22 protein-coding genes and 1 pseudogene are annotated in these 26396 nt (G+C 42.9%); 5 read left to right on the top strand and 18 right to left on the bottom strand.

What is annotated here, in order from left to right:
• Positions 1–33: 33 nt before the first annotated feature.
• Positions 34–762 (top strand): TraX family protein, encoded by a 729-nt coding sequence (locus tag PAN94_RS06440; RefSeq protein ID WP_285875181.1) that lies wholly within the window; start codon positions 34–36, stop codon positions 760–762.
• A gap of 279 nt (positions 763–1041) precedes the next feature.
• On the opposite strand, the gene yaaA is transcribed toward PAN94_RS06440, so the two are convergent.
• A complete protein-coding gene (yaaA, locus tag PAN94_RS06435) occupies positions 1042–1770 on the bottom strand; it encodes a peroxide stress protein YaaA (RefSeq protein WP_285875180.1) in 729 nt (242 codons plus the stop codon).
• A 155-nt stretch (positions 1771–1925) separates the two neighbouring features.
• Here yaaA and PAN94_RS06430 point away from each other — a divergent pair, with 155 nt between their 5' ends.
• From PAN94_RS06430 to PAN94_RS06420, 3 genes are all read left to right on the top strand, one after another.
• Positions 1926–2387, top strand: a complete 462-nt coding sequence (locus PAN94_RS06430) for a DUF1836 domain-containing protein (protein WP_285875179.1) — start codon at positions 1926–1928, stop codon at positions 2385–2387.
• Positions 2371–3018: a PAQR family membrane homeostasis protein TrhA gene (gene trhA, locus PAN94_RS06425; protein ID WP_187421939.1), complete on the top strand. Its 648-nt coding sequence runs from the start codon at positions 2371–2373 to the stop codon at positions 3016–3018. The genes PAN94_RS06430 and trhA overlap by 17 nt, the downstream gene beginning before the upstream one ends.
• A gap of 343 nt (positions 3019–3361) precedes the next feature.
• Positions 3362–4120 carry a CPBP family intramembrane glutamic endopeptidase gene (locus tag PAN94_RS06420; RefSeq protein ID WP_285875178.1) on the top strand — a complete coding sequence of 253 codons (759 nt, stop codon included), beginning with the start codon at positions 3362–3364 and terminating at the stop codon, positions 4118–4120.
• 105 nt (positions 4121–4225) lie between these two features.
• On the opposite strand, the gene PAN94_RS06415 is transcribed toward PAN94_RS06420, so the two are convergent.
• From PAN94_RS06415 to PAN94_RS06400, 4 genes are all read right to left on the bottom strand, one after another.
• Positions 4226–5866, bottom strand: a complete 1641-nt coding sequence (locus PAN94_RS06415) for a hypothetical protein (RefSeq protein WP_285875177.1) — start codon at positions 5864–5866, stop codon at positions 4226–4228.
• Entirely contained in the window at positions 5856–6599 is a 744-nt protein-coding gene (locus tag PAN94_RS06410; RefSeq protein WP_148876715.1) for an ABC transporter ATP-binding protein, read from the bottom strand. Before PAN94_RS06410 ends, PAN94_RS06415 begins: the two co-directional genes overlap by 11 nt.
• 110 nt (positions 6600–6709) lie before the next feature.
• Positions 6710–8323 carry a M20/M25/M40 family metallo-hydrolase gene (locus PAN94_RS06405; protein WP_285875176.1) on the bottom strand — a complete coding sequence of 538 codons (1614 nt, stop codon included), beginning with the start codon at positions 8321–8323 and terminating at the stop codon, positions 6710–6712.
• A gap of 124 nt (positions 8324–8447) precedes the next feature.
• Positions 8448–11483, bottom strand: coding sequence for a CocE/NonD family hydrolase (locus tag PAN94_RS06400; protein ID WP_285875175.1), 3036 nt, complete (start codon positions 11481–11483; stop codon positions 8448–8450).
• Positions 11484–11662: 179 nt separating this feature from the next.
• Here PAN94_RS06400 and PAN94_RS06395 point away from each other — a divergent pair, with 179 nt between their 5' ends.
• Positions 11663–13111, top strand: coding sequence for an alpha-amylase (locus PAN94_RS06395; protein WP_285875174.1), 1449 nt, complete (start codon positions 11663–11665; stop codon positions 13109–13111).
• A 72-nt stretch (positions 13112–13183) separates the two neighbouring features.
• Here PAN94_RS06395 and PAN94_RS06390 read toward each other — a convergent pair whose 3' ends face one another.
• From PAN94_RS06390 to PAN94_RS06330, 13 genes and pseudogenes are all read right to left on the bottom strand, one after another.
• Positions 13184–14131 (bottom strand): alpha/beta hydrolase, encoded by a 948-nt coding sequence (locus tag PAN94_RS06390; RefSeq protein WP_414290320.1) that lies wholly within the window; start codon positions 14129–14131, stop codon positions 13184–13186.
• Between the two features lie 122 nt (positions 14132–14253).
• Positions 14254–15291, bottom strand: a complete 1038-nt coding sequence (locus tag PAN94_RS06385; RefSeq protein ID WP_239192519.1) for a M42 family metallopeptidase — start codon at positions 15289–15291, stop codon at positions 14254–14256.
• Between the two features lie 191 nt (positions 15292–15482).
• A complete protein-coding gene (locus PAN94_RS06380; protein WP_239192440.1) occupies positions 15483–16187 on the bottom strand; it encodes an MIP/aquaporin family protein in 705 nt (234 codons plus the stop codon).
• Positions 16188–16257: 70 nt separating this feature from the next.
• A complete protein-coding gene (glpO, locus tag PAN94_RS06375) occupies positions 16258–18084 on the bottom strand; it encodes a type 1 glycerol-3-phosphate oxidase (RefSeq protein ID WP_285875172.1) in 1827 nt (608 codons plus the stop codon).
• Between the two features lie 68 nt (positions 18085–18152).
• Positions 18153–19661 (bottom strand): glycerol kinase GlpK, encoded by a 1509-nt coding sequence (gene glpK / locus PAN94_RS06370; protein ID WP_285875171.1) that lies wholly within the window; start codon positions 19659–19661, stop codon positions 18153–18155.
• 159 nt (positions 19662–19820) lie between these two features.
• Positions 19821–21248 carry an AcpB/EbpR/MafR family transcriptional regulator gene (locus tag PAN94_RS06365; protein WP_285875170.1) on the bottom strand — a complete coding sequence of 476 codons (1428 nt, stop codon included), beginning with the start codon at positions 21246–21248 and terminating at the stop codon, positions 19821–19823.
• A gap of 179 nt (positions 21249–21427) precedes the next feature.
• Positions 21428–21541 (bottom strand): annotated as a pseudogene (locus PAN94_RS06360) (CPBP family intramembrane glutamate endopeptidase); the annotation flags it as partial.
• Positions 21538–22287: a CPBP family intramembrane glutamic endopeptidase gene (locus PAN94_RS06355; protein ID WP_285875169.1), complete on the bottom strand. Its 750-nt coding sequence runs from the start codon at positions 22285–22287 to the stop codon at positions 21538–21540. The pseudogene PAN94_RS06360 and the gene PAN94_RS06355, both read right to left, overlap by 4 nt.
• 24 nt (positions 22288–22311) lie before the next feature.
• Positions 22312–22767 (bottom strand): hypothetical protein, encoded by a 456-nt coding sequence (locus tag PAN94_RS06350; RefSeq protein WP_285875168.1) that lies wholly within the window; start codon positions 22765–22767, stop codon positions 22312–22314.
• The gene (locus tag PAN94_RS06345; protein WP_285875167.1) at positions 22760–22951 is read right to left on the bottom strand and encodes a hypothetical protein; all 192 of its coding nucleotides are present in this window, start codon (positions 22949–22951) and stop codon (positions 22760–22762) included. The genes PAN94_RS06350 and PAN94_RS06345 overlap by 8 nt, the downstream gene beginning before the upstream one ends.
• Before the next feature lie 54 nt (positions 22952–23005).
• Positions 23006–23893, bottom strand: coding sequence for a DUF4300 family protein (locus PAN94_RS06340; RefSeq protein WP_285875166.1), 888 nt, complete (start codon positions 23891–23893; stop codon positions 23006–23008).
• A gap of 241 nt (positions 23894–24134) precedes the next feature.
• Positions 24135–24446 (bottom strand): hypothetical protein, encoded by a 312-nt coding sequence (locus PAN94_RS06335; RefSeq protein WP_015604760.1) that lies wholly within the window; start codon positions 24444–24446, stop codon positions 24135–24137.
• A 113-nt stretch (positions 24447–24559) separates the two neighbouring features.
• Entirely contained in the window at positions 24560–26326 is a 1767-nt protein-coding gene (locus PAN94_RS06330; protein ID WP_285875165.1) for a glycoside hydrolase family 13 protein, read from the bottom strand.
• Positions 26327–26396 lie beyond the last annotated feature (70 nt).

Raw genomic sequence — 26396 nt, 5'->3', positions numbered from 1 at the left:
CTTGTATCATAGGAAAGGAAAAAGGAGGATCCTATGAAAAAAATAATTGACAATAGCAGTTTGAAACTGCTTGCTATGCTTGCAATGCTGATTGACCATATCGCCTGGGTATCTTTTCCACTGGCTACCAATATGAATATTCTCTCTCCTAACTGGCTGGCCAATAGTATGCACATAATAGGCCGCCTGGCTTTTCCAGTCTTTGCCTTTTGTATTGCGGAAGGCTATCGGCACAGTCATGATGTGAGCAAGTATATGAGACGATTGGGGCTGCTGGCTCTTATCAGTATCATCCCTTTCTCTCTGATGGGCTGGGTTACTGGTCTTGGCTTTATCATGCAAAATACGGTTGTTACTCTCTTTTTGGGGCTCTGTGCTCTTTATTACAGTGATCAGCAAACAGCAACCTGGAGAAAAGTTCTAATTATTCTACTCTGTTTTACTCTGTCCATTATCGCTGACGGCGGACTGACGGGAGGAGTTTTTGGTATCTATTCCTTTGCAAAGATTAAAGACCCAATCTTCCGAAAAATTGACGGTGTCTTGGCACTAAACAGTGTGCAAATCCTAATTTTGGCCTTCAATTTCTCCTATGATGGTCTGGCTGATCTGGCTGCCACCTGTCTTCTGTTTCTCCTCGTGACCTCTTTCTACAACGGTCAAAAAGGGGCCAATATTGGAAAAGTATTTTACTGGTTTTATCCCCTTCATTTGCTCGCCCTGTCTCTGTTTCGAATTGCCTTTCTCTTATTTCTAATGTAGTTAATGAATGTATTAAAAGTTGCAGTAGAATACCTGTTAAGTTAATTTTTCTTTTGGTAAGTCTAAATAATAGAGTAAAAGAGTCTGGGACGATAGTCTCTTTGCTACAAAAAAGAGTTTGGGACAAAAATATTTCAATTTTTAAAAATCATAATTATTAAGCCCTTCAAATCTATAATTAAATGCGAAAAGCGAACAAAGCAGAATTCTGATTACCAGAAAACTAGTTTTGTTCGCTTTCTATATTTGAGGTCGGACTTTTGTCCCAGCCTCCTTTTCTTATTCTTCTTTTACAAAAACTAATTCTTTAGCATCTGAAAGATCTGCTCGATAAGCAAAACCAGCAAAAGAGAGCTGTTTGATGTGCTCAAGAGTATCTACCTGCGCTTCCATCAAAGCAGTCAAAAACTGCCCACGCGCTTTTTTAGAAATAGTAGAATGACTTTTGAATTTGCCAGCCTTTTCTTCTAAAAATTTGAAGCGAAGCATCTTCTCTCTGACTGATTTTTCAAAAACTTCCTCAAATTCACTAGACAAGAGCGAAAGTAGTATATCCTCATCCGCTACTGCTTTTGTATAATCGTCCCGCCAAAATTTTTTCAGCGTTTGACCATTTGGCTTCAGCCCCACCAAAAAGTCCAGCCGATGAGGAGCAATCGGACTAAGGGCAGGAATGACCCCATATAGACTAGACGTTAACAGCAAATGCTCTTGAATGTAGGATTTCTCCTCTTGTGTCCAATCTTTTCGCTTGATATTACGATACATGAGCCCGTCAAATAAGTGCAAGGCTGGATAAGTCTCCGCTTCATTCTTGCTTAGATTTTGAATCCGCTGGTATTCTATTTCAGCCATTTGCGGACTGATTTTGTATAATTTTTCCAGCTCTTTGGCTGAGAATTGCAACAACTCTTCTATGATGATTTTGTTTTTAGACGTCAACTGGGAGCGACCCAGCGAGCTCTGCTCTTCATTCATTTCTTTGGCAGTCGGAATTAAAATTTTCATATGTTTCCTTTCTTATCTTGGATTTCGAGTCCATTTTCCTGTTTTCCTTACTCATGATTATATCAGATTTTGGACTAATTGGATTTCTTCTTGACTTTAATTTTCAAAAATGATAATATCTAGTTATAAAAACTAGATATTAGAAAGTTTAAAACTTGGAAACAAAAAATCTGTTCCCTAGATGGGATGAATTACCTGTTCTTGACCTGTATCTGGACCAAGTCCTGCTATACGTCAACAAGGTCTGTAAGCCAGCTTTTACCGCATCTGACAAAGGCTTGACCGCATCCATGATCAATAATTATGTCAAGCATGGCTACCTTGAAAAACCTCTAAAGAAAAAATACAATCGCCAGCAAGTTGCCCGTTTGATTGCCATTACAAGCTTGAAAACTGTTTTTTCTATTCAAGATATTGCTGCGACTTTGGATATGCTCAACGCCCAGACCCAGTCTGAAAAGCTCTACAATGACTTTGTGGATTATATGAACGGACGGAAACTTGAAGTGACTCCCATTATTGCCAGTGCCTGTCAGACCTTAAAACTCTACCAGCAAACCCTTGCTTTTATCCAAGTACCCGAAAAGGAGGCCGATAACGATGAACTACGCGCTTAAACTCAGTAAACAACTCTCTTTTGGAGAGGAAATTGCCAATGCTGTCACTCATGCCGTCGGAGCTGTTTTGATGCTGATTCTTCTCCCCATCTCTGCTATTTACAGTTATGAAGAGCATGGTCTCGTTTCTGCTGTTGGCACTTCTATCTTTGTCATAAGCCTTTTTCTCATGTTTCTTTCTTCTACCATCTACCACTCCATGTCCTATGGCTCTACCCACAAATATATCCTGCGGATTATTGACCACTCCATGATCTACATCGCTATCGCAGGCAGTTATACACCTGTCGTCCTTTCACTCATGAATGACTGGCGGGGCTATCTGATTATCGCGATTCAGTGGGGAACGACCATCTTTGGTATTCTCTACAAAATCTTTGCCAAGAAGGTTAATGAGAAATTCAGTCTGGCTCTCTATCTAATTATGGGCTGGCTGGTGATCTTTATCATCCCGCAAATTATCGGACAAACTGGGCCAGTGTTTTGGGGACTCATGCTAGCAGGCGGGCTTTGTTACACAGTCGGCGCTGGTTTTTATGCCAAAAAGAAGCCCTATTTCCACATGATTTGGCACCTCTTCATCCTTGCTGCTTCTGCCCTCCAGTACCTAGCGATTGTTTATTTCATGTGAGAGTGGGACAGAAATCGGTAATTCATTAGAATTCGATTTCGTCGTCCCACCTCCGCACAGTTGAGTAGGGCTGTAAAAGCTGATGAAATCAGCCTAGTAGAGCCCACTCAACCACTGCGTCTTGCTCGACAATCCAAAAACAATTGAGAGGCTAGGACTTTTGTCCCAGCCTCTTCTCTATGATATAATGCAGCTCTTCAACTAAGCCTACTACTGATCTGCAAAATCTCCTCTCAAAAGCAGCAACTTTGAAAATAATAAAAATTTAAGCTTTTTCTGCTAAGATAAAGATAGAAAAGATGATCTCTGGAAAATGAAACTGCTAGTTATGGAAGGAAAACGAATGACTATTTTATCAAAAATCCGCCCATCACAGCCTCTGAAAGAACTGAAATGGTTCGATATTCTTGTGATTACTCTGCTCATGTTTGGTCAGTTCATCTACACATCAACCGAGCTTTACCTAGCTAACTTTGCACCAGCTTCTAGCGCAGGAGCGACCGAAACGGTCAGCAATACAGCTAGCGAAGGCGCAGCATTCTCAAGCAATTTCAATCTTCAGCTCCTGATGCTGGTCTTGACCATTCTTTACCTATTGCTTCGACGCTTTGACTTTAAGCAGCTTCCCATCCGCCTGACTTGGTCGGTTCTGCTTTGGACACCTCTTATTTTTGTCGCAGTGGGGTTCTTTGGTGACATTGTTACGACGCTGAGCGGCGAGTATAATTACTTTGATCCAACTCTCTGGTCTTATGTAGATGTGCTAGAAATCTTCCGGAAATTTGCTGATCTGACACCAATGGCCATCCTCTACGGACTGCTCAATGGCTTCTATGAAGAATTCTTCTTTCTGGGCCTTATGACCTCAGTCAAGGATAAGTATAAGTGGTGGGCACTGGCCTATTCTACTATCATTCGGATTTCTTTCCATACTTATCAAGGAATGCTCTGGGCCTTGGTTATCGGAGTGGTCTACGGACTCTTTTACTATTTCCTTTACAAGTACAAGGTCAAGAACCTCCTGCCATTCTTCCTCATGCACGCCTTGGCGGATATGTTTGGCTCCAGCTTGATGTATGTACTGATTAATTGGCGTTCCTAAAAGGATAAATATCAGCTAACAAAAAACTGTAGAATAAATCGCAACTAAAAAGCTTAGAAACAAGGTATCAAGTAACCTCGCTGCTAAGCTTTTTATTATGGTCAATTAGCAATTAAAACTAGCAATTTCGCTATCAAGTTTTTTCATATAGTAGCGATAGATCAGATAAGAGACAAGTCCAGAAATCAAAATCAGCAGAAGTGAAAGGAGATAGAGAACTGCGAGAGGCAGGAAGTATGAAATCGCATAGAGAACGCCAATCACGATCATCACTCCAATAGTAAAGGCTAGTGCCAATAGGGTCTTACCCATACTGTTATCTCGAGTCATCAGCTCGTTGACATTGGACCAGTTGGTCACCAGATGCTTATAATCACGATGATAGCCCCAAGCGCTCCAAGCTAGACTGGCCATAAACCAAACCAGCAGCATAACGAGAAACGTCACCAAATGAACATGAAAGATAAGACTAGTCACCAAAAGAAGAAGCACTGGTAGAATGGACTGAATAGCAAAGAGATACCAAAATTTGAGACGAACGTATTTTCGTAGCTCAAAAGGTAAGACCTTCAGATAATCAAAATTTTCCCGCTCCAAGGATAAACCTATAGAGGTCAGATTATTCCCACCCGAATTGAGGGTGGCGATAAACATAGATAGGAAGCTAAGCGGAAGTAAAAATCGTGGAATCAAGAACGGGCTAACATCCAGACCTGCATTGATTGCCCCCATGACCATACTAAAAATGATGATGTAAGGTATCAGTGCCGACATAAAGAGAGCCTGCAAGATGACCGAACCTTCACTCAGCAGCCGAATGTGGTAGCGCCAGACGAACTTCTTAAAATTCTTGGCCTCGTCCATATTGATATCGTGCACACGCTCACGTTTGCCACTTGATGCTCCTGTCATCAAGGCTGCCTCATAAAATTCTGGTATGACCTTGAACTTAACCACCAGGAAGAGCAGAACCGCCACGGCAAGCCAAGCTAGAATTCCTAAAATTGCTGACAAGCTAAAAGGATTGATGATAAAGTCGTAAAAGGCTACAACTGGCGGGAAATAAGGTGTGGATACAGTATTGCTGGCGATGCTACGGCTGTTCATTTGATTGATAAAGATATAGAGTCCTACCGAACCAAGGGAAACCAGCCCTAGAATCACATTGGATAGAATAGTCTTATACTTTCTAAAGAAAGCTGTCTTGGTGATAAAATGCACCAAAATCAAAATGACAAAGGTTATAACCGAGCTTAAAATGACAATCGAAATCAAGGCCATAGGCAGGCCGACTAAGGGATTTCCACCTTGAAGAGCTAGCACGATGAAATAGCTATACATGGGCAGAATCGCAATCAAGAGAGTCAGGACAACAGAGATGCTCTTGCCAACAATGATTTCTGACTCACTAAAGGCATAGGGCCGATAGGACTGCAAGTCCTTGCTTTCATAGAAGACATTATAGAAAACGAGGAAGCCCTGCGACATGGAGAATACAGCAAATATGGAGACCATATTGGCAAAATGTCCCGGATTGCCCACCATGTGATTGAAAGCACTCATGATACCAAAGAAGAACAGGTAGACCAACCCCAAAATCAAATACATTCGAATAGCCTGCAGGGAGACATTGACTTTTACCTCTGGATTTTTTTCTTGCTTCTTGCGGTATTGTTGCAACTGCGATGCTTGAATCGCATAAAGAATATTGATATCAACTAATTTTTTAATCGCTTTAAGGCGCATCTGGACTCACCTCTTCTCTGCGACCAGCCAGACCTAGATAGATGGTTTCGAGGGATTGGTCTGGATGCTGGGCTTTCAAGTCTTCAACCGTTCCGTAGAATATCAGCTCTCCTTTTTTGAGAATAGCAATCTTATCACATAGCTGTTCAGCCACTTCTAATACATGAGTTGAAAACAGAACTGTATTTCCCTTGTCAGCATGCTCACGCATCATCTGCTTAAGATCAAAAGCTGCTTGAGGATCCAAGCCCGTCAAAGGCTCATCCAAAACCCAGATATCTGGATCGGACAAAAGGGCACCAATGACAAAGACCTTCTGCCTCATACCATGTGAAAACGACTCAATCACTTCATAGCGATGGCTGGCAAAGTCAAAAATAGCCAGCAGTTCACCCAAACGAGCCTCTACTTCTGCCGTGGTCATATCGTAGGAAGTCGCCACTAGCTCCCAGAATTCATTGGCTGTCAGGCGCAAGAAAAGGTCAGGAGAATCAGCTACATAGCCAATTTTTTTCTTGATTTCTAGGCGATTACTGGATAGCTCTTTGCCGTCCACAAAAATTTGCCCCTGCGTCGGATTGATGACGCTGACCAAGGATTTAATGGTCGTTGACTTACCCGCTCCATTGTGACCAATCAGACCGACAATCTCACCGCTTTCCAAGGTCAGATTCAAATGGTTAAGCGCCAGCTTGCCATCATAGTCTTTTGTAACATCTCTAAATTCAATCATGAGAATCTCCTTTGCTATGTTTTGAGGTTATTATACTATCCTAAAAGTCATTTGTCTAGAAACTAGCGAAAAAGTTCGGATTTTACTTTAAAACAAGGAAGAACCATCCTTTAAACCTTGAAAGATTGAGCATTTTCCAGCAGATAGAGCAAGAAATTGGGAATGGTTTCCAGCATATCCTGCTCATAAACGCGCTCGGTCAGCTGATGCAAATCCTTGCCCCATGGACCGAGATTGATACCGGGGATATGATTGGCCGCAATTTCTGGGAAATCCAGATGATAGAGATTCCCAGGCACAGGCATACTGGCAATCAGGTCTTGGTATTCATCAGCAGGCTTCTCCAAAGCACAGTAACTAAGGTCACAGATTCCCATGAAGAATTTGTCCACTTGGAGCTGACAGCCAGCTTCCTTGTCCAGATAATCCCGATAGAGTTGAATGACCTTATCAATCCTAATCGGACTATCTGACAGACGGCGACAATTCATGGATGGATAGTAAGGCGGTGCGATTGCTAAGACAACCAAAGCTTCCTTACGGTCATAAAAATCTAAAACTTTCTGGATATTTTGAATGCTGATTTCTTGATAGGAGGCACCCTCTTGCAAGGCTTGCTGGGCTTCTTCATAAATTTTCTCCAAAGCGCCTTCAAAACCGATTTTTTCTTGGCATTCTTGCAGTAATTCCTGATAGGTCAGCACGCGCGGTTTCGGTACAAGCTTGCTTTCTTCATAAACCTTCTGCAACTGACAGTAGTTTTGATAAAAGCCATCCACTGCTTCCTGACTGAGATTCTTTATGGTCGCCAGCAGCTCACTTGGACTCTTTTCTAAATAAAGGACGCTGAAATAACCTGCAGCACGCAGCACAGTTGACACATCATAATTTTCCTTCAAATCACGTAGATAAGACCAAGATGGCAGGGGCGAGCGTTCGCCATAGGCCATGTCGGATAGAGCCGGATTGAGGTCAATTTTTTCAGCAACCTTGGCTAGCAAGGACAGGGCATTGATCCCCTTGAGCGGCTCTTTCATATGCGATAGGATGCCCTGAGTCACGACAACTGGCATCAACTTGCCGACTGTTCCTATATGAAGTACCTTTTCCTCCGCTGACTGGCTCTCAAAAGGCTCAGAATCCACGGCCAGAAGGTAATGAAGCTGGAAACGCTCCTTCAATTCAGCAAGCAAGGCTGTTGCTGCCCGCATGCCTTGGGAATAGGACTCCTCATCTCCGACCGACAAATAGAGCAAATTGACCTGACCAGACTGTATCTGACTGTATCTTTCCACCACTCCAAGCTGCAAGGCCAGAGCCGCCTTCATGTCGCAAGAGCCCCGACCGAACTGCCATTTGTCCGAGGCAATATCCGCTAAAAGATCTGAATCTGAAGAAATGGAGGGTAATTTTTCTTTAAGGGACTGATTATCAAAAGCCCAGTCTTTGAGACTGCCAAAGTCCTCAATATCTACTGTATCATGATGATGAAAAAGAATTACGGTGTCAGCCGTATCTCGCTTGACCAGAGCCCAGTTGACACTGCGGTTATAAAAATCATTCGGAATCTGATAGCAGCCAAACTGTTCTGGATGCTCCTGAAAATAAGGAATCTCCCCTATCCGCTCCTGAAGAAAGGCTTCAATCTTCCGCTCAGAACTAGTATGGGTAAAACTTTCAATCGCCATACTTTGGTCAAAAATATCTTGAATATACTGTTTCATTCTTTCTACCTCTATATTGCTGGCACTTCTGACTTGCAAGCCAAGGCCAGCTGAAAGACGATAAGGCAAAAGCAGCCAATCTTTACCTAGTCAGGAATGCTTGGCTGCTTTTTTCTTGTAATGACTAACGATGAGAATATTTCTTAACGAGGCCAGACATGCCGAATGTGCTGACAAGAAGCACCAAGCCTAGATAGAACATTCCTTTTTCTGAATGGCTACCAGTTTTTGGCAAGGAAGCTGGAGCTTGTTGAACAGCTGTCTGCTCCACTTGAGACGCTTCTGGTTGACTAGCTAATTGCTGCACCTGAGGCACCACTTTCTGACTACCCAATTGCTGCACATGGTCAGTCGTTTCTTGCTGCTCTTCTTTACGTCCAACCCTCGAATCAACTGACGGAGCTCCTTGTTGTGGCTCCTGTCTATCAAAGATATATTCTGGAACTTCTCTGATTTCTGGTGCAACTAGCTTTTCACCAAGAATTTCAGGTAAGTTGGCATATCCCGTATCAAGGGCACTTGCTACATAATCAGCTTTTTGAGAACGACTCGCTTCTACAGTCGGTACTAGCGCACTAATAGAATCCGTCTTGAAAGTCACCTCATACTGACGCTTAATCGTCAGGTCGCTAGGGTCATAAGTATTGAAGACCAGAGCCAGCTTGTGGCCTTTTTTCACCGTGTAAAGATTCGGCTGCAAATACATGGTATAATCATGGAATTGGCCGACTTTGGGCTTAATGCTCTTTTCTGAACTAGACGGTGTATAGCCTGATTCTGGATTGGCTAAGTTTAGCCAGCCCTTAGCAATTACCTTGTATTTAGTTTTAGTTGTTGCAAAGTTTTTAACATCCAGATTGCTGAGATTGCTACCCATCCAGAAATCACCAGCCTTGCTGTCATCACTAGCAGCACCATTTCCAACAACATCAAACTCTTGGTCCGATACATCTACCAAGAGCGCATTGACCTGCAAGTTTTTGCCACTGCCCTTGGCCAAGGCTGCCTTGAAGTGGACTGGAATATGGCCCTTGATAGTCGTGTCTTCTTTGACTTCTGTCATAAAGGTCATGTTGGCCTTAGAAGAAGCTTGACTGACTGCCTCATCTCGCTTACTAGTGTCAATCCCAGCAGCCGCATAGTCACTGGAGATGGTCTCTTCTAGACGTTTGGACTTAGCTGTCAAAATCAAACGATTATTACTTTTCCAGTTATCATAGCTCGTCCATTTATTTGGATCGTAGTTATTTTGTGCCAAGACAGCAGGAAGCTTGCTAACATCGTTCTTGACATCGTAAAGATAATGAGAGAACCAAATGTTAAGTAAGTCATAAAAATCCTGATTGTTGGCCTTGATACCATAACCTCGAGAGATAGCTGCTGGATGGACATGGTCTCCTTGGTGGAGATAGAGTTTTACATTTTGTCCCGCTTTTTTCAAGACATCATACATGAGCTCGAACTGTTTGGTTTTGACGTTGTCATCATTTAAGCCATGTACCAGCAGGGCGCTAGTCTTTATCTTTCCTGAATTTAGGGTATAATCGCGTTCCCGCCAAATTTGGCTATAATTGCGACCGTTAGCTTTTTGGTCCTTGTTTAGCTGATTGATGTAGTCAGCATACTTGTTCCAGATTGAAGCCCAATCGTCTTGGTCGAGCATCCGAGTAGAAACATAGAGTGACAGCCAAGACAGATCACTGTATGGCGGATTGCTGTAAGCTGTTCCTTGACTATTGAAATAATCATACCAGCTAGCAATTCCTGCGGCTGGAACGATGGTTCTCAGGCCTTCTACACCCGTTGTTGCCACACCGAAAGTTGTCGTACCAGCCCAAGATAGGCCAGTCATGCCGACTTTGCCATTGGCCCAGTCAGCCTTGATTTCAATATTGCTAGTTTTGTCCGTGTAGGCTGTCCGTTTACCGTTGACCCATTCGACAATATTTTTAAAGGCTTCTACTTCCAAATCAGATCCAGTCGTATTGAAGCCTTCTGAACCCTTAGTACCCAGACCAGCACTGGAAACAAAGGCATAGCCGCGCACTAGGAAGTAATCATACCAGTTCAAATTCTCGTAATCATAAATCCCTTCATAAGGGCTATAATAGTACCAATCTGACGCTTTGGCCTTCTTCGCCGCATCAATACTGCTCATGCTAGAAACCGGTTGGCGCTTAGCAGGCTTATTGTGCAAACTCTTCATGTCATAAGAACCGTTTGTCGGCAAATTGAGACTTTCTAATGTCACATAGTTTTCATCCAAAGTCCCCGCGACGTAAGGACGGGCTTCTAAAATCGTCGAAGCCTTAAAATCACCTTGAGCTACTGCTTTCGGAAGTTGTACGATAGCCTTGACGAGGTCACGCTTTCCGTCTCCATCCGTATCATGATCCGTCTCAACATAAACAGGAAAACGGACGATATCGCTTTTCTCATACGAATAGTCTTTATCTTCCTTAGCTCCACTGCTGTATGGGAAAATTGGCTGCGCCCGACCATTCAAAAAGAGCGGTGCTTTCTTTTCAGCACGATAGGCATCATGCAGGCGCTTGGCAACTGCATACATAGTCTGCAGCTTGCTTCCCTGTACACTGGCTGTCAAATCGGCCTCTTTGTCAATCATTCCCATGCTCTTGGCTAGATTCACTCTATCTTGAGCACTGGTACCTAGCTGAGATTCATTGACAGCTGCCCATTTCAGTAGTTCATCGACTGCTTCTTGTAGGGTCAATTCCTTATCAGCCAAGGCTGGATTTGAAAGACTTCCCGTATAAGCAGACAGGTCTTGGCCTTTGGCAGTAGCAGGCATAACAGAAGGCACTAAGCTAGCATCTTGAGCCAAAGCTAAAGGTGGCGACTCCAATGATGAAGCAGACTTTTCAGAGTCCACAACTGGTTTTTCAGCAGTGACCGATTCCTCTTCTTGCTTTTCTGGTCTTGCAGTAGCCGACGATTCCTTACTTTCAACCTCTAAAACCGCTGGTTGCTGGACTGAAGATACCAGTTCAGAGGGCTTTGTAATAGCTTCTGTTTGAAGAATTTCCTTGCTTTCGACATTCGCCTGACTCGCCTCATCGGCTTGAACAACCCGGCCTAGGGCCAAGGGTGCAAATAGCGAGACTGATAAGAGTAACCTCACTAGTCCTCTCTTTTTCATAAAGAACCCCTTTCTTTTTATAAATTTTATTACTTGTCCATTATACTATGTAAGCGTTTCAATTTCAATGCTAGTTTTGGCTTATCATCAAAAAATATAAAATTAACTTGTATAAACGTTTGTATCATCATTCTTCTTTTGGTAAAATAGACCCATCCCAAGAATGTGAGGTATCTCGTATGGAAAATCAAACATTAATGCAGTATTTTGAATGGTACTTACCAAATGATGGTCAACATTGGAATCGCTTGGCGGAGGATGCCCCACATCTAGCATCAAAAGGTATCCGCAAGATTTGGATGCCGCCAGCTTTCAAAGCAACAGGCTCAAATGATGTCGGCTATGGAGTTTATGATCTCTTCGACCTAGGTGAGTTTGACCAAAAAGGAACCGTCCGCACCAAATATGGTTTTAAGGAAGACTACCTAAAAGCTATCCAAACTCTCAAAGCCAACGGCATTGAGCCCATGGCTGATGTAGTCCTCAATCACAAGGCAGCTGCAGACTACAAAGAACGTTTTACTGTCGTTGAAGTGGATCCCAACGACCGAACCAAGGTCTTGTCAGAACCTTTCGAAATCAAAGGCTGGACTAAGTTTGTCTTCCCAGGTCGCAATAAAACCTACAATGACTTTGAATGGCATTGGTACCATTTTACTGGTACGGACTATGATGCCAAAAACAACAAGTCCGGTATTTATCTCATCCAAGGAGACAATAAAGGCTGGGCAGACGATGAGCTGGTGGACAATGAGAACGGCAACTATGACTATCTCATGTATGCCGATATTGACTTCAAGCATCCAGAGGTTATTCAAAACCTCTACGACTGGGTTTACTGGTTTATCGAAACAACGGGCGTTCAAGGATTTCGTTTAGATGCTGTCAAGCATATTGACTCCTTCTTTATGAGAAATTTTATCCGCGATATAACTGCAAAATACGGTGAGGATTTCTATGTTTTTGGGGAATTTTGGAATAGCGATGAGACAGCTAATAACGACTATCTAAAAAATATCGAATACCGCTTTGATCTGGTTGACGTCAAGCTCCACCATAATTTCTTTGACGCTAGCATAGCTGGGGCAGACTTTGATCTACGGACGATTTTTGATCAGACGCTTGCCAAGAATCATCCTGAATCAGCCGTGACCTTCGTGGACAATCACGACACCCAGCGAGGACAAGCTCTGGAGTCCACTATCGAAGAATGGTTCAAGCCAGCAGCCTATGCTCTCATCCTGCTACGAGATGAAGGACTGCCTTGCGTCTTTTATGGTGACTACTATGGTATTAGTGGGGAATTTGCCCAAGAGAGCTTCCAAGACGTACTGGATAAACTGTTGGATATCCGCCTCAATCTCGCTTACGGCGAGCAGACTGACTATTTTGACAATGCCAACTGTATCGGCTGGACTCGCCAAGGCAAGGACGGAGGTCAGCCAATCGCTGTTGTTATCAGCAATGACCAAGCCAGCAGCAAACGTATGCTGGTCGGCCCAGAATGGGCTGGTAGAGAATTCAGCGATTATCTGGGCAAGAACTCTCAAATCGTGACCATTGACGAAGAAGGCTGGGGAGAATTTCCAGTTGAGGAAAAGTCAGTCAGTGTCTGGTCTATCAAATAATCTGTATATTCAAAAAGGAGAGGGAAAAATTTCCCTCTCCTTTTTTAGTATTTCAAGCTTATATAAAACCTACTATTTTAAAAAATGCTTTATTTTTTCTGCCAACTCATCACTGGCGTAATCATGCACATAGTGAGGGTAGTCTAGTAGAATTAACTCTGTCTGTGAATGCGCTGCTGCAAAATCCTTCTGGAAGCTCTGCCATTCTCCCTGACTATAGCCAGTCCCTTGGCCATTTGAAGAAAAGAGCAAGATCGGTCGTTCAGGACGCTTTTCCTTCGAAACTAGCTCAGCATTTTGCTTGACCTGGGTGACCTCTTCATAAACAGCATTTGCCAATGGACGACGATAGAAAAGAGCCTTGTATACCTGCTTTTCTTCTGCTGTCAAAGCACCCGCCGTAAGAGCGGGAACTTGCCTATCAGCATCATAAAATACCCGACTTAAGCCTAAATTAGCAGCCATTTGTAAGCCTTTATAAGCCAAAGTATAGAGCTTCAAATCAGTGTAAGAACTCGGTAAAGCCATATCCAGTCCGATAATGCCTTGGACTTCTTCTGGATATTTTGCAACCCAATGAAGCGCTTCTAGCCCAGCCATAGAGTGTGCTACCAAAGTATATGGGCCAGTGATTTCAGCCTTTTTTAAGGCCTGCCTCGTCTGGACAAGTACCGTGTCAATGTCTCTACTATCTCCTTGGCTGTCATCGCTGAAGCCGTAACCTAAGCGCTCCACCACAACTATGCGATAATCTTTTTCCAATCTTGAATAGAGGGTCTTAAAGTCAAGAATAGGGGAAGTGGTGCCACCACCCGCCAAAAAGACCAGCGTCTTATCTCCTTGACCAGTTACATAGACATTCATTTTCTTGCCATCTACTTGAACCAGATGACCTGAGGGATTATCAAGCAATTTTTGCTCTTTAGTCAGGCAGATTTGATGATAAGTAAAGATTAAGACCAGAGCACTGATGATTGTAAAAAGCAAACACAGAAAGAATTTCTTCAAATACCTGAACATCATAACTTTCCAAATATCTTTAAGCATCTACGAAGACTTAACCGATTAAACAATAACAGCTATTCTGCTTCCCACAGGATACTCATATTTCTGCCTCTTATTCAAGGCTAGATGCCCTACTTTTACTCCACCAAGCCACTTCTCAGATAAGCATCCACCATGCGCTCTGTCGCAACAACTGAATCAATATGCGTACGCTCATAAGAGTGGCTGGATTCGATGCCAGCGCCTAGCAGAGCATGCTTGACTTCTGCTCCTGCGCTCATGGCTGCAGAGGCATCCGATCCATAGAATGGATAGATGTCCAGTTTGTAAGGAATGTCCTGCTCCTTGGCCAAATTAACCAAATGCTGGCGAAAGCCGTAGTGATAAGGCCCCGAAGCATCCTTAACACAAATGGAAACCGTATACTCATCTGTCTGCTGATCGTCACCCATAGCCCCCATATCAACCGCCAAATACTCTACCGCTTGCTCCGGCAGGCTGGAATTAGCTCCGTGGCCGACTTCTTCAAAAACACTGAAGGCAAAATGAGTCGTCACCGGAAGCTGAATATTTTCCTCTTTATAAACGCGCAAGAGATTGAGTAAGATAGCTGCGCTGACCTTGTCATCCAGAAAGCGGGACTTGATAAAGCCTGACTCGGTAACTGTAGTACGCGGATCAAAGGAAATAAAATCACCCACTTCAATTCCTAAATCCCGCGTTTCTTTCTCACTCGTTACCTTTTCGTCCAAACGGACTTCCATATTGTCCTGAGTACGTTCAACCGTCCCTGCATCCTTATAGACATGGCAGGATGTCTGGTGAACTAAGATTGTGCCGCTGATAGTCTTGCCACTGCTGGCCACATGAACCAGACAGTTTTCTCCTTCAATCATGTTCCAAGGGAAACCGCCAATTCGATCCAGCTTGAGGCGACCGTCTGGCTTGACCGCACGCACAATAGCTCCCAGAGTATCCACATGGGCCGTCACGACGCGATGTTGAGCATCATTTTCTCCCTTAACCACGACATGAACGCCGCCTTTATTGGTCCGAACAGGCTCATAGCCCAAGCCTTCTAGTGTCTTCACCAGATAGTCCGCAACCTCAGCCGTAAAGCCTGTTGGAGAAGGGATAGCCGTTAATTCTTGTAAATATTGAACAGTTTGATTCATCATAACTCCTTTAGATCATTTATACTGTCAATTATAGCATAAATCCGCTGTCAAATATCGTCCTGACTGACTCTTTTCTCCTGATTTTAGATTGCTTTAGCAAAGTCTTCGATGAAATTTGAAAATCTATACAAAAATACTCTTCTCCAAGCATGTATCAATCTTAGAGAAGAGTATTGCTTTATTTTAGTCTAAAATAGGGAGAAGACTGCTACTGCAAGGACAGCACCAATGATTGGACCGACAACTGGAATCCAAGCATAGCTCCAATCACCATTTCCTTTGTTTGGAATCGGAAGGAGGCTGTGCATGATGCGAGGTCCTAAGTCACGCGCAGGATTGAGGGCATAACCAGTCGTTCCACCAAGTGAAAGACCAATCCCGACAATGAGTGTTCCGACTGCAAAAGTGCCAAGGCCTGCTTGCAGCTTATAAAGTCCTAGAGCAAGGATAGTCAGTACAAGGACAAAAGTTCCAAGAATTTCACTAATCAGATTTGAGAAGGTATCTTTGATAGCTGGGCCAGTGCTGAATGTGCCAAGAATATTAGCTGGATTTTCTTCAGCCAGATAGTGAGGCTTGAACTGCAGGAAGACAAGGAACTGTCCAACCATAGCTCCTGCAAACTGAGCAAGGATATACGGAAGAACAGATGCCCAAGGTAAATCACCTTTGAGAGCTACTCCGATGGTTAGAGCAGGATTCAGATGGGCTGGGCCAAGATTGCCAGATACAAAAGCAGCGATGGCAACGGCAATCCCCCACCCCATGGTAATCACAATCCAACCAGAATTGTGGCTCTTAGTTTTGGGAAGAACCACGCCTGCAACGACGCCGTTTCCCAAAAGGAGCAAGAGCAGGGTTCCTAAAAATTCGCCAAATATTTCTTTCATCATCTATATTACTCCATTTAAAAGAGGGGGAGGCTAGACAGGAGAACTGGTCCGCCACCTCTTCTTCTATTTTCTATTTTTTCAATTCTGCTAAATCATTATTTGCAAGGGCAGCTTCTAGGTCATTGCGATAAGCCGCTTTTTCTTCTTCTGTCCAGTCGTAGAATCGACCCATTTCATCCAAAACTGGCTCTACAATCGCATCCAAACTATCACGCATAAAGAGCATGTGGTTTGTCCGGCGAAGAAGGAAGTCTACTGGGCTGAGTGCCAATTCATTGCGCATCGCATAGTGGAGTGACAAGGTATCCGCTAGGCTAAGTCCTGGTGCTTGTTCGATGCTGTGAGCGAGGGCAAAGACTTTAGGAGCATTTGAACCGTAAAGATTTGCAAGATAGAGGGCTTCTTTGCTGTCTAAGCCGCGTGAGACGCCAAGTTGAGCAAAAGCTTCGATTTCAGAATCTACATTTGCTGGATTGAGCTCTCCACCTGAAACAGGATAGGTCTTAGAGTTGATGAGCTTGAAGCTGCGGTCGAATTCGGCTTTGAGGATTTCAACGACACGCTCCATAGCACCTTCAGCCATCTTACGATAGTCCGTAATCTTACCACCAGCAAGGGTCAAGAGGCCGTTGTTATCACGATCCAAACTAGAGCCACGAGATACTGCAGATGGATCCAAATGTTTCTCAGATGTGCTGCTTTCGAGCTTAGTAACAGCCGCTTCCACATCCTCACGAGATTTTTCTTTAGCTAGATAGCTTTCAACAGTCGCAATCAGTGCATTGAAGCTTTCGTCGCTAATGGTACCGTTGTTTCCGCCGTTGTAGTCAGAAGCACTGTTTCCTGCGATGAGAGGACGCAAACCTGCCCAGCTGCTTTCGATATCGTCAATCGTGATATTTGCTTCTGGGAAGCGATTATTGACAATGCCCAAGAGGTAATCCACATCTTCTTGTGTTACTTTTGGATGCTCTAGGTCGCCAGTGTAGTCGGTGTCTGTCGTACCAAAGTAGGTTTTATTTTCACGCGGAAGGACAAAGACCATCCGGCCGTCTCCCAAGCCTGTATCAAAGTAGACTGGCTGAGAAACCTTGATCTTGCTAGAGTCAACAACCAAGTGAACACCCTTGGTTGGACGCATTTGTGAGTATTGCTCCCCATTATTTGAAAGATTGCGCACCTTGTCACTCCAAGGTCCAGTTGTGTTGATGACTAGGCGAGCCCTGATTTCAAAGACTTCATCAGTCAAGAGGTCACGCGCAACAACACCAGTAATCTTTCCAGCTTCATCAAAGAGGAAGCCTTCTGCCTTGACGTGGTTGGCAATGAGGGCACCGTCTTGGTTGGCGCGTTTGATATTTTCAATCACGAGACGCGCGTCGTTGTTGCGGAAGTCAAGATAGACACCGCCGCCGACCAGGCCTTCCTTCTTAAGTTCGGGTTCCCGTTCTAGCACTTCTTCCTTGCTCAAGACCTTGTTAGCAGCTGGTGTGTTGTTGACACCAGCCAAGAGGTCGTAGAGGTCCATAGCCACTTTGAGACGGAAGAGGCTGAAGGTAGCGCCGTCTTCTTCATAGACAGGAAGCAGCATAGGATCTGGTTTTGGAATGTGAGGGGCAATTTGCTGAACCACAGCACGCTCAGAAACTGTATCTGAGACCACCTCTACGTCGAATTGCTTGAGGTAACGAAGGCCTCCGTGGACCAGTTTGGTAGAACGGCTAGAAGTCCCTTCGGCAAAGTCCTGCATTTCAATCAGACCGGTCTCCAGGCCACTTGCAGCCGCTTGCAAGGCTACACCAGCTCCTGTAATCCCTCCACCAATAATCAAGAGATCCAAGGTGCGTTCCTGCATTTTTTTAATTGATAATTCTCGTGTTTTCTTTGAAAATTCCATAATTGTACACTTTCTAACTTAGTCATTTCATGCTTCTACTGACTTGATTATCAAAATATGAATCAGTATTAGTCGTCGATTTCTGCAAAGACTTGAGTTGCCTTAACGGCTTTTTTCCATCCTTTGTAGAGTTGTTCCTTACGGGATTCATTCATAGACGGCTCAAAGAGTTCTCCTGTTTCATTGAGAGTCCGGAGTTCGTCTAAGTCTTTCCAGTAGCCTACTGACAGTCCTGCCAAGAAGGCTGCACCGAGAGCAGTTGTTTCTAAGTTTTTAGCACGGGCAATATCGATTCCCAAAATGTCAGCCTGGAACTGCATGAGGAAGTTGTTCATAGCAGCACCGCCATCGACTTTGAGGACTTGAATAGCAGTCTTGGCATCCACCTGCATGGTGTCAATGATGTCGCGTACTTGGTAAGCGATGGATTGCAAAGTAGCCTTGATAAAGTCTTCCTTGCTGGTTCCGCGGGTCAAGCCAAAGACAGATCCACGTGCATTTTGATCCCAGTATGGAGCGCCCAGACCTGTAAAGGCAGGTACGACATAGACTTCGTCATTGTTGTGAGAATTGAGAGCATATTTTTCAGATTCTGGTGAATTTTCAACCATCCGAAGACCATCGCGTAGCCATTGAATGGCACTTCCGGCAATGAAGATAGAACCTTCTAAGGCATAGTAAACTTTGCCGTTAATTCCATAGCCAATGGTTGTCAAGAGATTGTTTTCAGACAGCTGCATCTCTTCACCAGTGTTCATGATGATGAAGGAACCAGTTCCGTAGGTATTTTTGACCATGCCAGGCTCGAAGGCTAACTGTCCAAAGAGAGCCGCCTGCTGGTCACCAGCCATACCAGAGATTGGAACTTCTCCGCCGTAGAAATGGAATGGAGCAGTTTTACCATAGATTTCTGAGTTAGAACGAACTTCAGGAAGCATGGCCTTTGGAATGTTGAGGATTTCCAAAATCTCTTCATCCCATTTAAGTTCCTTGATGTTATAGAGCATGGTACGGGCTGCATTTGAGTAGTCGGTCACGTGAGAAGCCCCGTCCGTCAATTTCCAAACCAGCCAGGTATCGATAGTACCAAAGAGCAATTCCCCCTTTTCAGCTCTTTCTTGCGCTCCCTCTACATGATCCAAAATCCAGCGAACCTTGGTAGCTGAGAAGTAAGCATCGATGATCAAACCAGTCTTTTCATGGAATTTTTCCACATAACCTTGGCTTTTTAGTTGTTCAGCCAGAGGTGCTGTCTGGCGTGATTGCCAAACGATAGCATTGTAGATAGGAAGACCAGTATTCTTATCCCAGACAACAGTTGTTTCACGCTGGTTGGTAATCCCGATGGCTTCGATTTGACTTGGTTTCACACCACTTTCGATAAAGGCTCCCGCGATTACTGACTGAACAGAGTTCCAAATTTCATTAGCATTGTGCTCAACCCAACCGGCTTGAGGGAAAATCTGAGTGAACTCTTTTTGGCTAGAGCTGACCTTTTCTCCTTTTTTGTTAAAGATGATGGCACGGGAACTAGTAGTTCCTTGGTCAATGGCCATGATGTATTTTTCTTGTGACATGTACTGTCCTCCTGGTAAAAATCTTGAGGAGATTTCCTCTTTACAGTAACTAGTATATAAAATAAAGCGCTTTCTTGTTCATCAACTTTTTTTAAATTTTAAAAAAATCTGAGGAGATTGTGCGAAAATCACAAAGAAACCTGGATTTCTCCAAGTTTCTCAATGAAATATCATGTTCCGAATTTTTGCTAAATCTTCCAAATCCAGGTCATTTTTTAAATAATAGATGGGAGCCTGCTGGGTTTGATGGATAGGATTGTTGGTGATGATGAGGTCATAATTTCTGGTAAGGTCGTAGGATTCAATCGTAATAAAGCGATTGTACTCTAAATACCGTCTTAAAATGGCTGTCATTCTAGAAACAACGATAAAGCTATCCGTCAAGTCCATGCCTATCTTGATGACTTGACCGTCATTTTCAGCAATGTACTCCATCAGCTGGAGCCATTCCCACAACACCTTTTTATCCAGAGATGTTCCCTGCTGAAAAATAGGCAGTTTGCTAAAAATAGTGTCTGCCACTTGTCGGTAATCGTATTCGCTCCATAAATATGGGTGGCGAAGTTCCAGATCATATTTGTATTTATCCTGCAAGAGATAGCCTCGGAAAAGAAAGACGCGAGCGCAGAGCTGACTGAGTTCGTAGGTTACCTGGTCTTCAATATAGTCACCTAGCAAGTCCTGGCCCTTCATCTCTTGAATCAGTTGCGTAGTCAGACTGGCAATTTCACCGCCAAAGCCCAGTATATACTCCATGGTGTGCAGGGGCAGAATCCGATGGGAAAGCAGAAATGAAAAGAAAATCATCATTTCGCCATCTTCGAGACTCAGGGTGATGTGCTGTCCGGCAAAGAAATCATTTGTCCTGCGATGCAAGCGCTGGTAGAAGATATTTTCAAAATAGCCCTGCATTTTCTGCTCAATGTTTTGGAATTGACAGGCATTGACGCGCAGGCGCTGTTGGGTGATATGTGCCCAAAGGGCCAAGTCCAATCGCTGACCTTGAGAGAGCTGGGCTCCACAGAGTTCTTCTAAGACGGCAATTTCCTGCCTTCTTTCTGATTTTTGAAGTTCTTTTTCCCAATCTTGACTAGACCAAACCTTGCGAAAGAGGCAGAAATAAAAATAGCGGATCTGGTGCTCAGGTCCTTTCAAGCGGCCATTTTGGATAGATAGTTCAAACTCTGATAAAATCTGATTTAGACCAGATATATGACGGCCGAGTGTTGCTTCACTGACCATCAGCTCTTGGGCTAATTGATGGGCCAAAAACTGCTGATGGTAGAGCAGGTAGTCTAAAATCTGGTATTTGACAGCATTGTCCAAAAAGAGTCTGCGAATGTCCCGTCCTTTGGTATCTGGACCGACCGACAGACTAAGCGTTTCGTCCTGAAGCTGGATGGATAAGGCTACATGATGGTCACTAGCCTTGTCGTTTACCAGGCTAATGTATTTGGTCAAGGTTGCTTTCGAGAAGCCTGTTTCAGACATAACGTCCTTCAAACTGGATGTAGAATGCTGCTGTAAATAAGACAGGACAATAAACTGACCTGCTTCACTCTTTTCCATTAAGTCTGCTAGATACATTCGAAAACCCTTTCAATTTGCTAATCTTAGCTTAACACAAAAAGAAAAAAAGACGAAGTAATCTGCTTCATCTACTACATCCTTTTAAGTATGAACGAAAAAAAGAAACCTGAACCAGCATAATAACAGCTAAACCATCAATCAACATGTGAGCGAGGATACAAGGAGAGAGGCTCCGTACTACTCCCATCTGGAAAAAAACAAAGGATAACTTGCCCTATTAAAAGATCATCAAGGAGGGCAATCAATGCATACCAGATAGCGACTGATTATTTTGAAATAAATTTTGTCATTTTTCCTCCCTTACATACTTCTTTCTTGCAATGATGATGGCTAAATTGACAATAAGCAATTTACTGATTACAGATAGCCATATATCTTCATTCACTAAAATCTGAGACAAGGAATTGATCCAAGCATGAGTCATGACACAAATCCATAAGTTTTGTGTTTTATGATATAAAGCCGATAAGATAAAACAGTTGGTTAGTAGACCTACTAGAAAAGGGAGTAACTGAATGACACCTAAAGAACCTTCAATGTAGAAGTAAAAAAGATGCCAGCTAGACCATGCTAAAAAGGTAATAAGAGTAGCTGATAGATAGGGGATTTTTTCCTGCAAGGTCGGCTGAAAGAAATAACGCCAACCAATTTCCTCAACCCCACCAAAAAGAAGAGCCTTGAAAAAGAGCGCCACTGGTAAGAGCAACGATTGAGTATTTATCTTACCACCTAAGATAAATGGAAAAAAGTCTAGAACTAAGAAAATTAGGACCAAACAATAATTAGCTAGACTATCTTTGACTTGAAAAAAATCTTTTAAAAGTTTTTTGAAACTAGATTGATGATAGCCAATACTGGCAAGACTGCCCCAAAAAGCAGATGATAAGCCACCTAAAACAATAGCAATTATTCCAATTGTTGACGTAAAATCAACTTTCATTCTTCCTGCCCTTAAAAACCAAACTAGGAGACTCACTAGCAATAGTTGAGCAAAGGTACCTAGCAAATAAATAGACAGTGCTTGCTTTCTATTCATATCATAATTCCTTTAAAGGTTTCATCATCCATAGTGTTCAGAACCTTCAATATTTCGGTATTGGAATTCTAAATCCGAAATCAATTTTTCTCCATACTCCAATAATTGAGCTTTAGTGAGAGCATTTACATTCTTGTCAGAAAAAGCAAGCTTTGCCTGCAAGTCAACTCGACAAGTTCCCACAAGACTCGCTTGGATATAGGCTGCATAGTCATGGCTAGCAGATGCCCAGCCCATTAGTTGAAAGTCCATTTCAAAGCGAATGAACACTTCCCTACCATTCTGCTGCAGGTCTACAATAGTAAGACCTTCGCTATCATGAATTTCAGATGAATCAATCATATCGAGCTTTTCTCTATTAAGATAGTTCAAATTCTCAGATAAGGCTTTGAAGACGGACAATTCCTCTACTTTATGACCAATAAATTCCCATAAAATAATTTCTAAATCTTTTATTCGTAAGTACTGCTCTTTAATCATGATGCCTCTTAGTCCTTGCTAATAAGATGATGACACCTAGTAAAATAAGAATTCCAATTACAAAAACAGCTATTTCTAATTCTTTTAATTCTTCAATGTAGGGTATGATATAGATGCTTGATTCCACAAGTAGAAAACCGATAAGAATAAGGGCAATCAAAAAATATGTCTGTTTTTTATCCATTTTTATGTCCCTCCCTTAACTAGAGTTTACATAAAACTTAACTAGCTCGAAATTCTATTTCCCCTCTACCCACTTATCATTGTCCATGATGAAGGGCTTGGCCAGTCTTTCCCCTGTGTAATCTTTATATTTTGTCTGCAAGTATTTGTAGACATCTTCCTTGGTCGCAAACTTGATAGCCTGGTATGGCTCTTCAAAGGTCAGCTTTTCGACAAACAGATAACCGTCTTTATCTGGAACCAAGACGCCGACATGCCCTACAAAGAGAGAATCGCCGTCAAGATTGTCGTGAACTATAACAGAAAGCATCCGAGCCTTTTCATTAAACTTGAACTGTTTGAAGTATTCCTCCATCTTCTTAGCGTGGACTTTTACATCTTGAGTCGCTTCAGTCTTGACTCTTGAGAATAGAATATTAAATTCTTCCTTATCCTTGGCATCAAAGAGCTTGCCCTTGTCAATCGAATCATTATCGATGAACAAGAGTTCATCATCTTTTTCTATTTGAGGGATGTCGATGCTATTTTTCAGCAAAGTGTAGGTATTGATCCGACAATTTGTCCCGATAAAATCGCCCTTCTTTGCCTGCCAGAGAGGATTGATTTTTTCTACGTCATATTCGGTTTTGGTAAATTTAGTGAAATTCCCCCTTAGTCCAGTCGAGCCGACAAGACTGTTGTAGTCATTGACTAGATTGACAAAGCTATCGACACTGTCTTTGTTCAAGTTAGCAGTCAACAAATTCTTAACTTCTTCGACACTTTTTTGACTATTTAGATTTGAATAAGTCGCCTTCCATGGGTATTTTTCTGAGCTAGTCTGACCAACTGTCTGATTCTCTTGACTGCCGTTTGATTGCTTTTGCGTCTTCCCACATGCAGCTAAGCCAAGAATTGCCAAAGTGCAGGCACTCATCAACATAATCTTTTTTACTTTCTTCATTCTTTCGTCCTTTTTACATCTTTCCTATATTCGTCTTCAAATAATTCCTCTTGTTATTATATCAAGAAATACTAAAAAACAGAAAGAAAAGATCTATCTTGGATAGAAACTCCCTTAAGACATAAAAAATGACTGCAGTTGATAAAACTGCAGTCACTTTGATTTATGAATTGATGAGCAAGGTAGAGTAGCTAACTCCAAATGCCAACTTAAAGAAAGGAATCGCTATAAACTGGTAAGTCTACTTAATCTTGTGCTTGTTCATCTTTTCTTCAAAAATAGCTGTCATGATAGCGCGCAATTCCTCACGCTCCTTTTCAGGAAGTTCCCCTGCTTGCTTAGCCACAGCGTAAAGTTCTGGGTATTGCTTGGCAACTCGCTCAACCGTCTTGGTCGTTGCATGCCCTCTCACAAGGAAAGGAATTCGCTTAAGCCATTCTTGTGGCACAAGGTCCAAAATCTTTTTAGCAGCTTCCTTATCGCTAATGACAGCTGTACTAAGCCCCTCTTTGATTTGCTCCTGCTCTTTTTCGGTAAAATCTTTTAATTCCATTCTGAACTCCTCTTTTCTAATAAGTTACTTGCTCTTCTTGAACAGACTGCTCTTAGATTGGGTTTTTGAAATTTGAGTAACCCTGACAAGTCTTTCAGTCAAATTTCCAAAAATTAATTTTCTTCAGTTTGCAAATCTTCCACAAAGATTACAAAGCCTTTTGGTAAGATAAGAAGTTGCCCCTCCGATACTTGGCAATGACTTGTTAAAGTTGCCGAATCACTGTCTAACAGGTAATTCTCCTTGGATTGGTTAAAAATTGCTCGGATCTTTTGTCCATCGTAATTCCATTCCAGAGACAGCACATCTGGCTGGATTTCTTTCAGGCTATAGGTTCCATGTTGGATAATATCTGAAAAGTCCTTGCGAAGCTGAATCAATTTCTTCATGAAATTAAGCATGTCATTGCTATCGGAAACACGTTCCCAAGGCATAACGCGACGACAATCTGGGTCTGGTCCTCCGTCTAATTCTAACTCGGTTCCATAGTAGAAACACGGTGTCCCCTTTTGTAAAAAGAGGAAAGCAAGGGCAGACTTAACCAGTTGAACATCTCCCTTGGCAGTAGCCAAAATGCGCTCCGTATCATGCGAATCCAGAAGATTAAACATAACCTCTGAAATCTGCTGTCTATAATACATGGACTGACCGTTGATTTCATTGATGAATTGAGACGTCTTTTTAACCCCACGCAAGAAATAATCCTTGATACTATCAGAGAGAGGATAGTTCATGACCGCGTGGAATTCATCGCCATTTAGCCAAGGCTGAGAAGTGTGCCAGACTTCCCCAAGAATATAAAGATCAGGCTTTTTAGCCAAGACAGCCTTACGGAAATCTCGCCAAAATTGATGGTCGACTTCATTAGCTACATCCAGGCGCCATGCATCGATATCAAACTCTTCAATCCAATAGGTCGCAACGCTCAACAGATAGTCTCTCACTTGAGGATTGGCCGTGTTGAGCTTGGGCATATAGCTGGCAAAGGCAAAAGTATGGTAAGGGAGCTTTCTTGGATTTCCAAGCTTATCCTTGGTCACGGGGAATTCTTGAACATGGAACCAGTCTTTGTAAACAGAATCTTCCCCATGTTTGAGAACATCCTGCCACTGTGGAGATTGGTCTCCGATATGGTTGAAAACAGCGTCCAGCATGATTTTCATGTCTCTCTTATGGGCCTGATCTACCAATTTACGGAAAGTTTCCTTGTCTCCAAAATGACGATCAATTTTGAAATAATCCGTCGTATTGTACTTGTGATTGCTTGGGGATTCAAAGATAGGACAGATATAGAGTCCTGTAATCCCTAAGTCCTGCAAATAATCCAGATGATCAATAATCCCTTGTAAATCGCCACCAAAGAAATCTTCACTTTTAGGCGTGATTGACGAGTCCCAAGCTAGAGATCCTTCTGGCGAAAGAGCAGGATTGCCGTTGGCAAAGCGTTCTGGGAAAATCTGATACCAGACCGTCTTTGAAACCCAGTCAGGAACATGGCAAGCATCAATCTCATGGATATAAGGAAGCTTAAAGCCGTTTCCTTCGTAATGAAGGTTTTCTAGCGTATTTTCAACACACCCCTTATCGCCATACAAGATAGTCTGGCCTTGCTTATCCTTAATCTCAAAGAGATACTGGAGTCGCGCATATCCGACTGAAACCTCTACCTGCCAATAATCAAACAAAGCATCGGAGGTGACTTTGACCATTTCCTTGCCGTCCTCATAATGATCCTCCATAAAGATAAAAGGATCTCCATAGTGCAAGGTGATACTTTCGATATCTCCCCTTTTCGTCCGAATGCGAATATGCATTTGCTTATCTTTATAAAGATAAGCATACTCCGACTCTGGTCTGTGGTAAATAGCTGACAATTCCATATTTTCTCTCCTAGATTTCTCTTTATAAATTCATTGCGATTTTATGCAAACGATTTCAAAACGTAGCCCT

Origin of the sequence: Streptococcus sp. SC1 (genome assembly GCF_030272855.1) — a bacterium.
Taxonomy (GTDB): domain Bacteria; phylum Bacillota; class Bacilli; order Lactobacillales; family Streptococcaceae; genus Streptococcus.
Note: the sequence above shows the minus strand (reverse complement) of the source record. Positions and strands in the feature narration are given on the sequence as shown.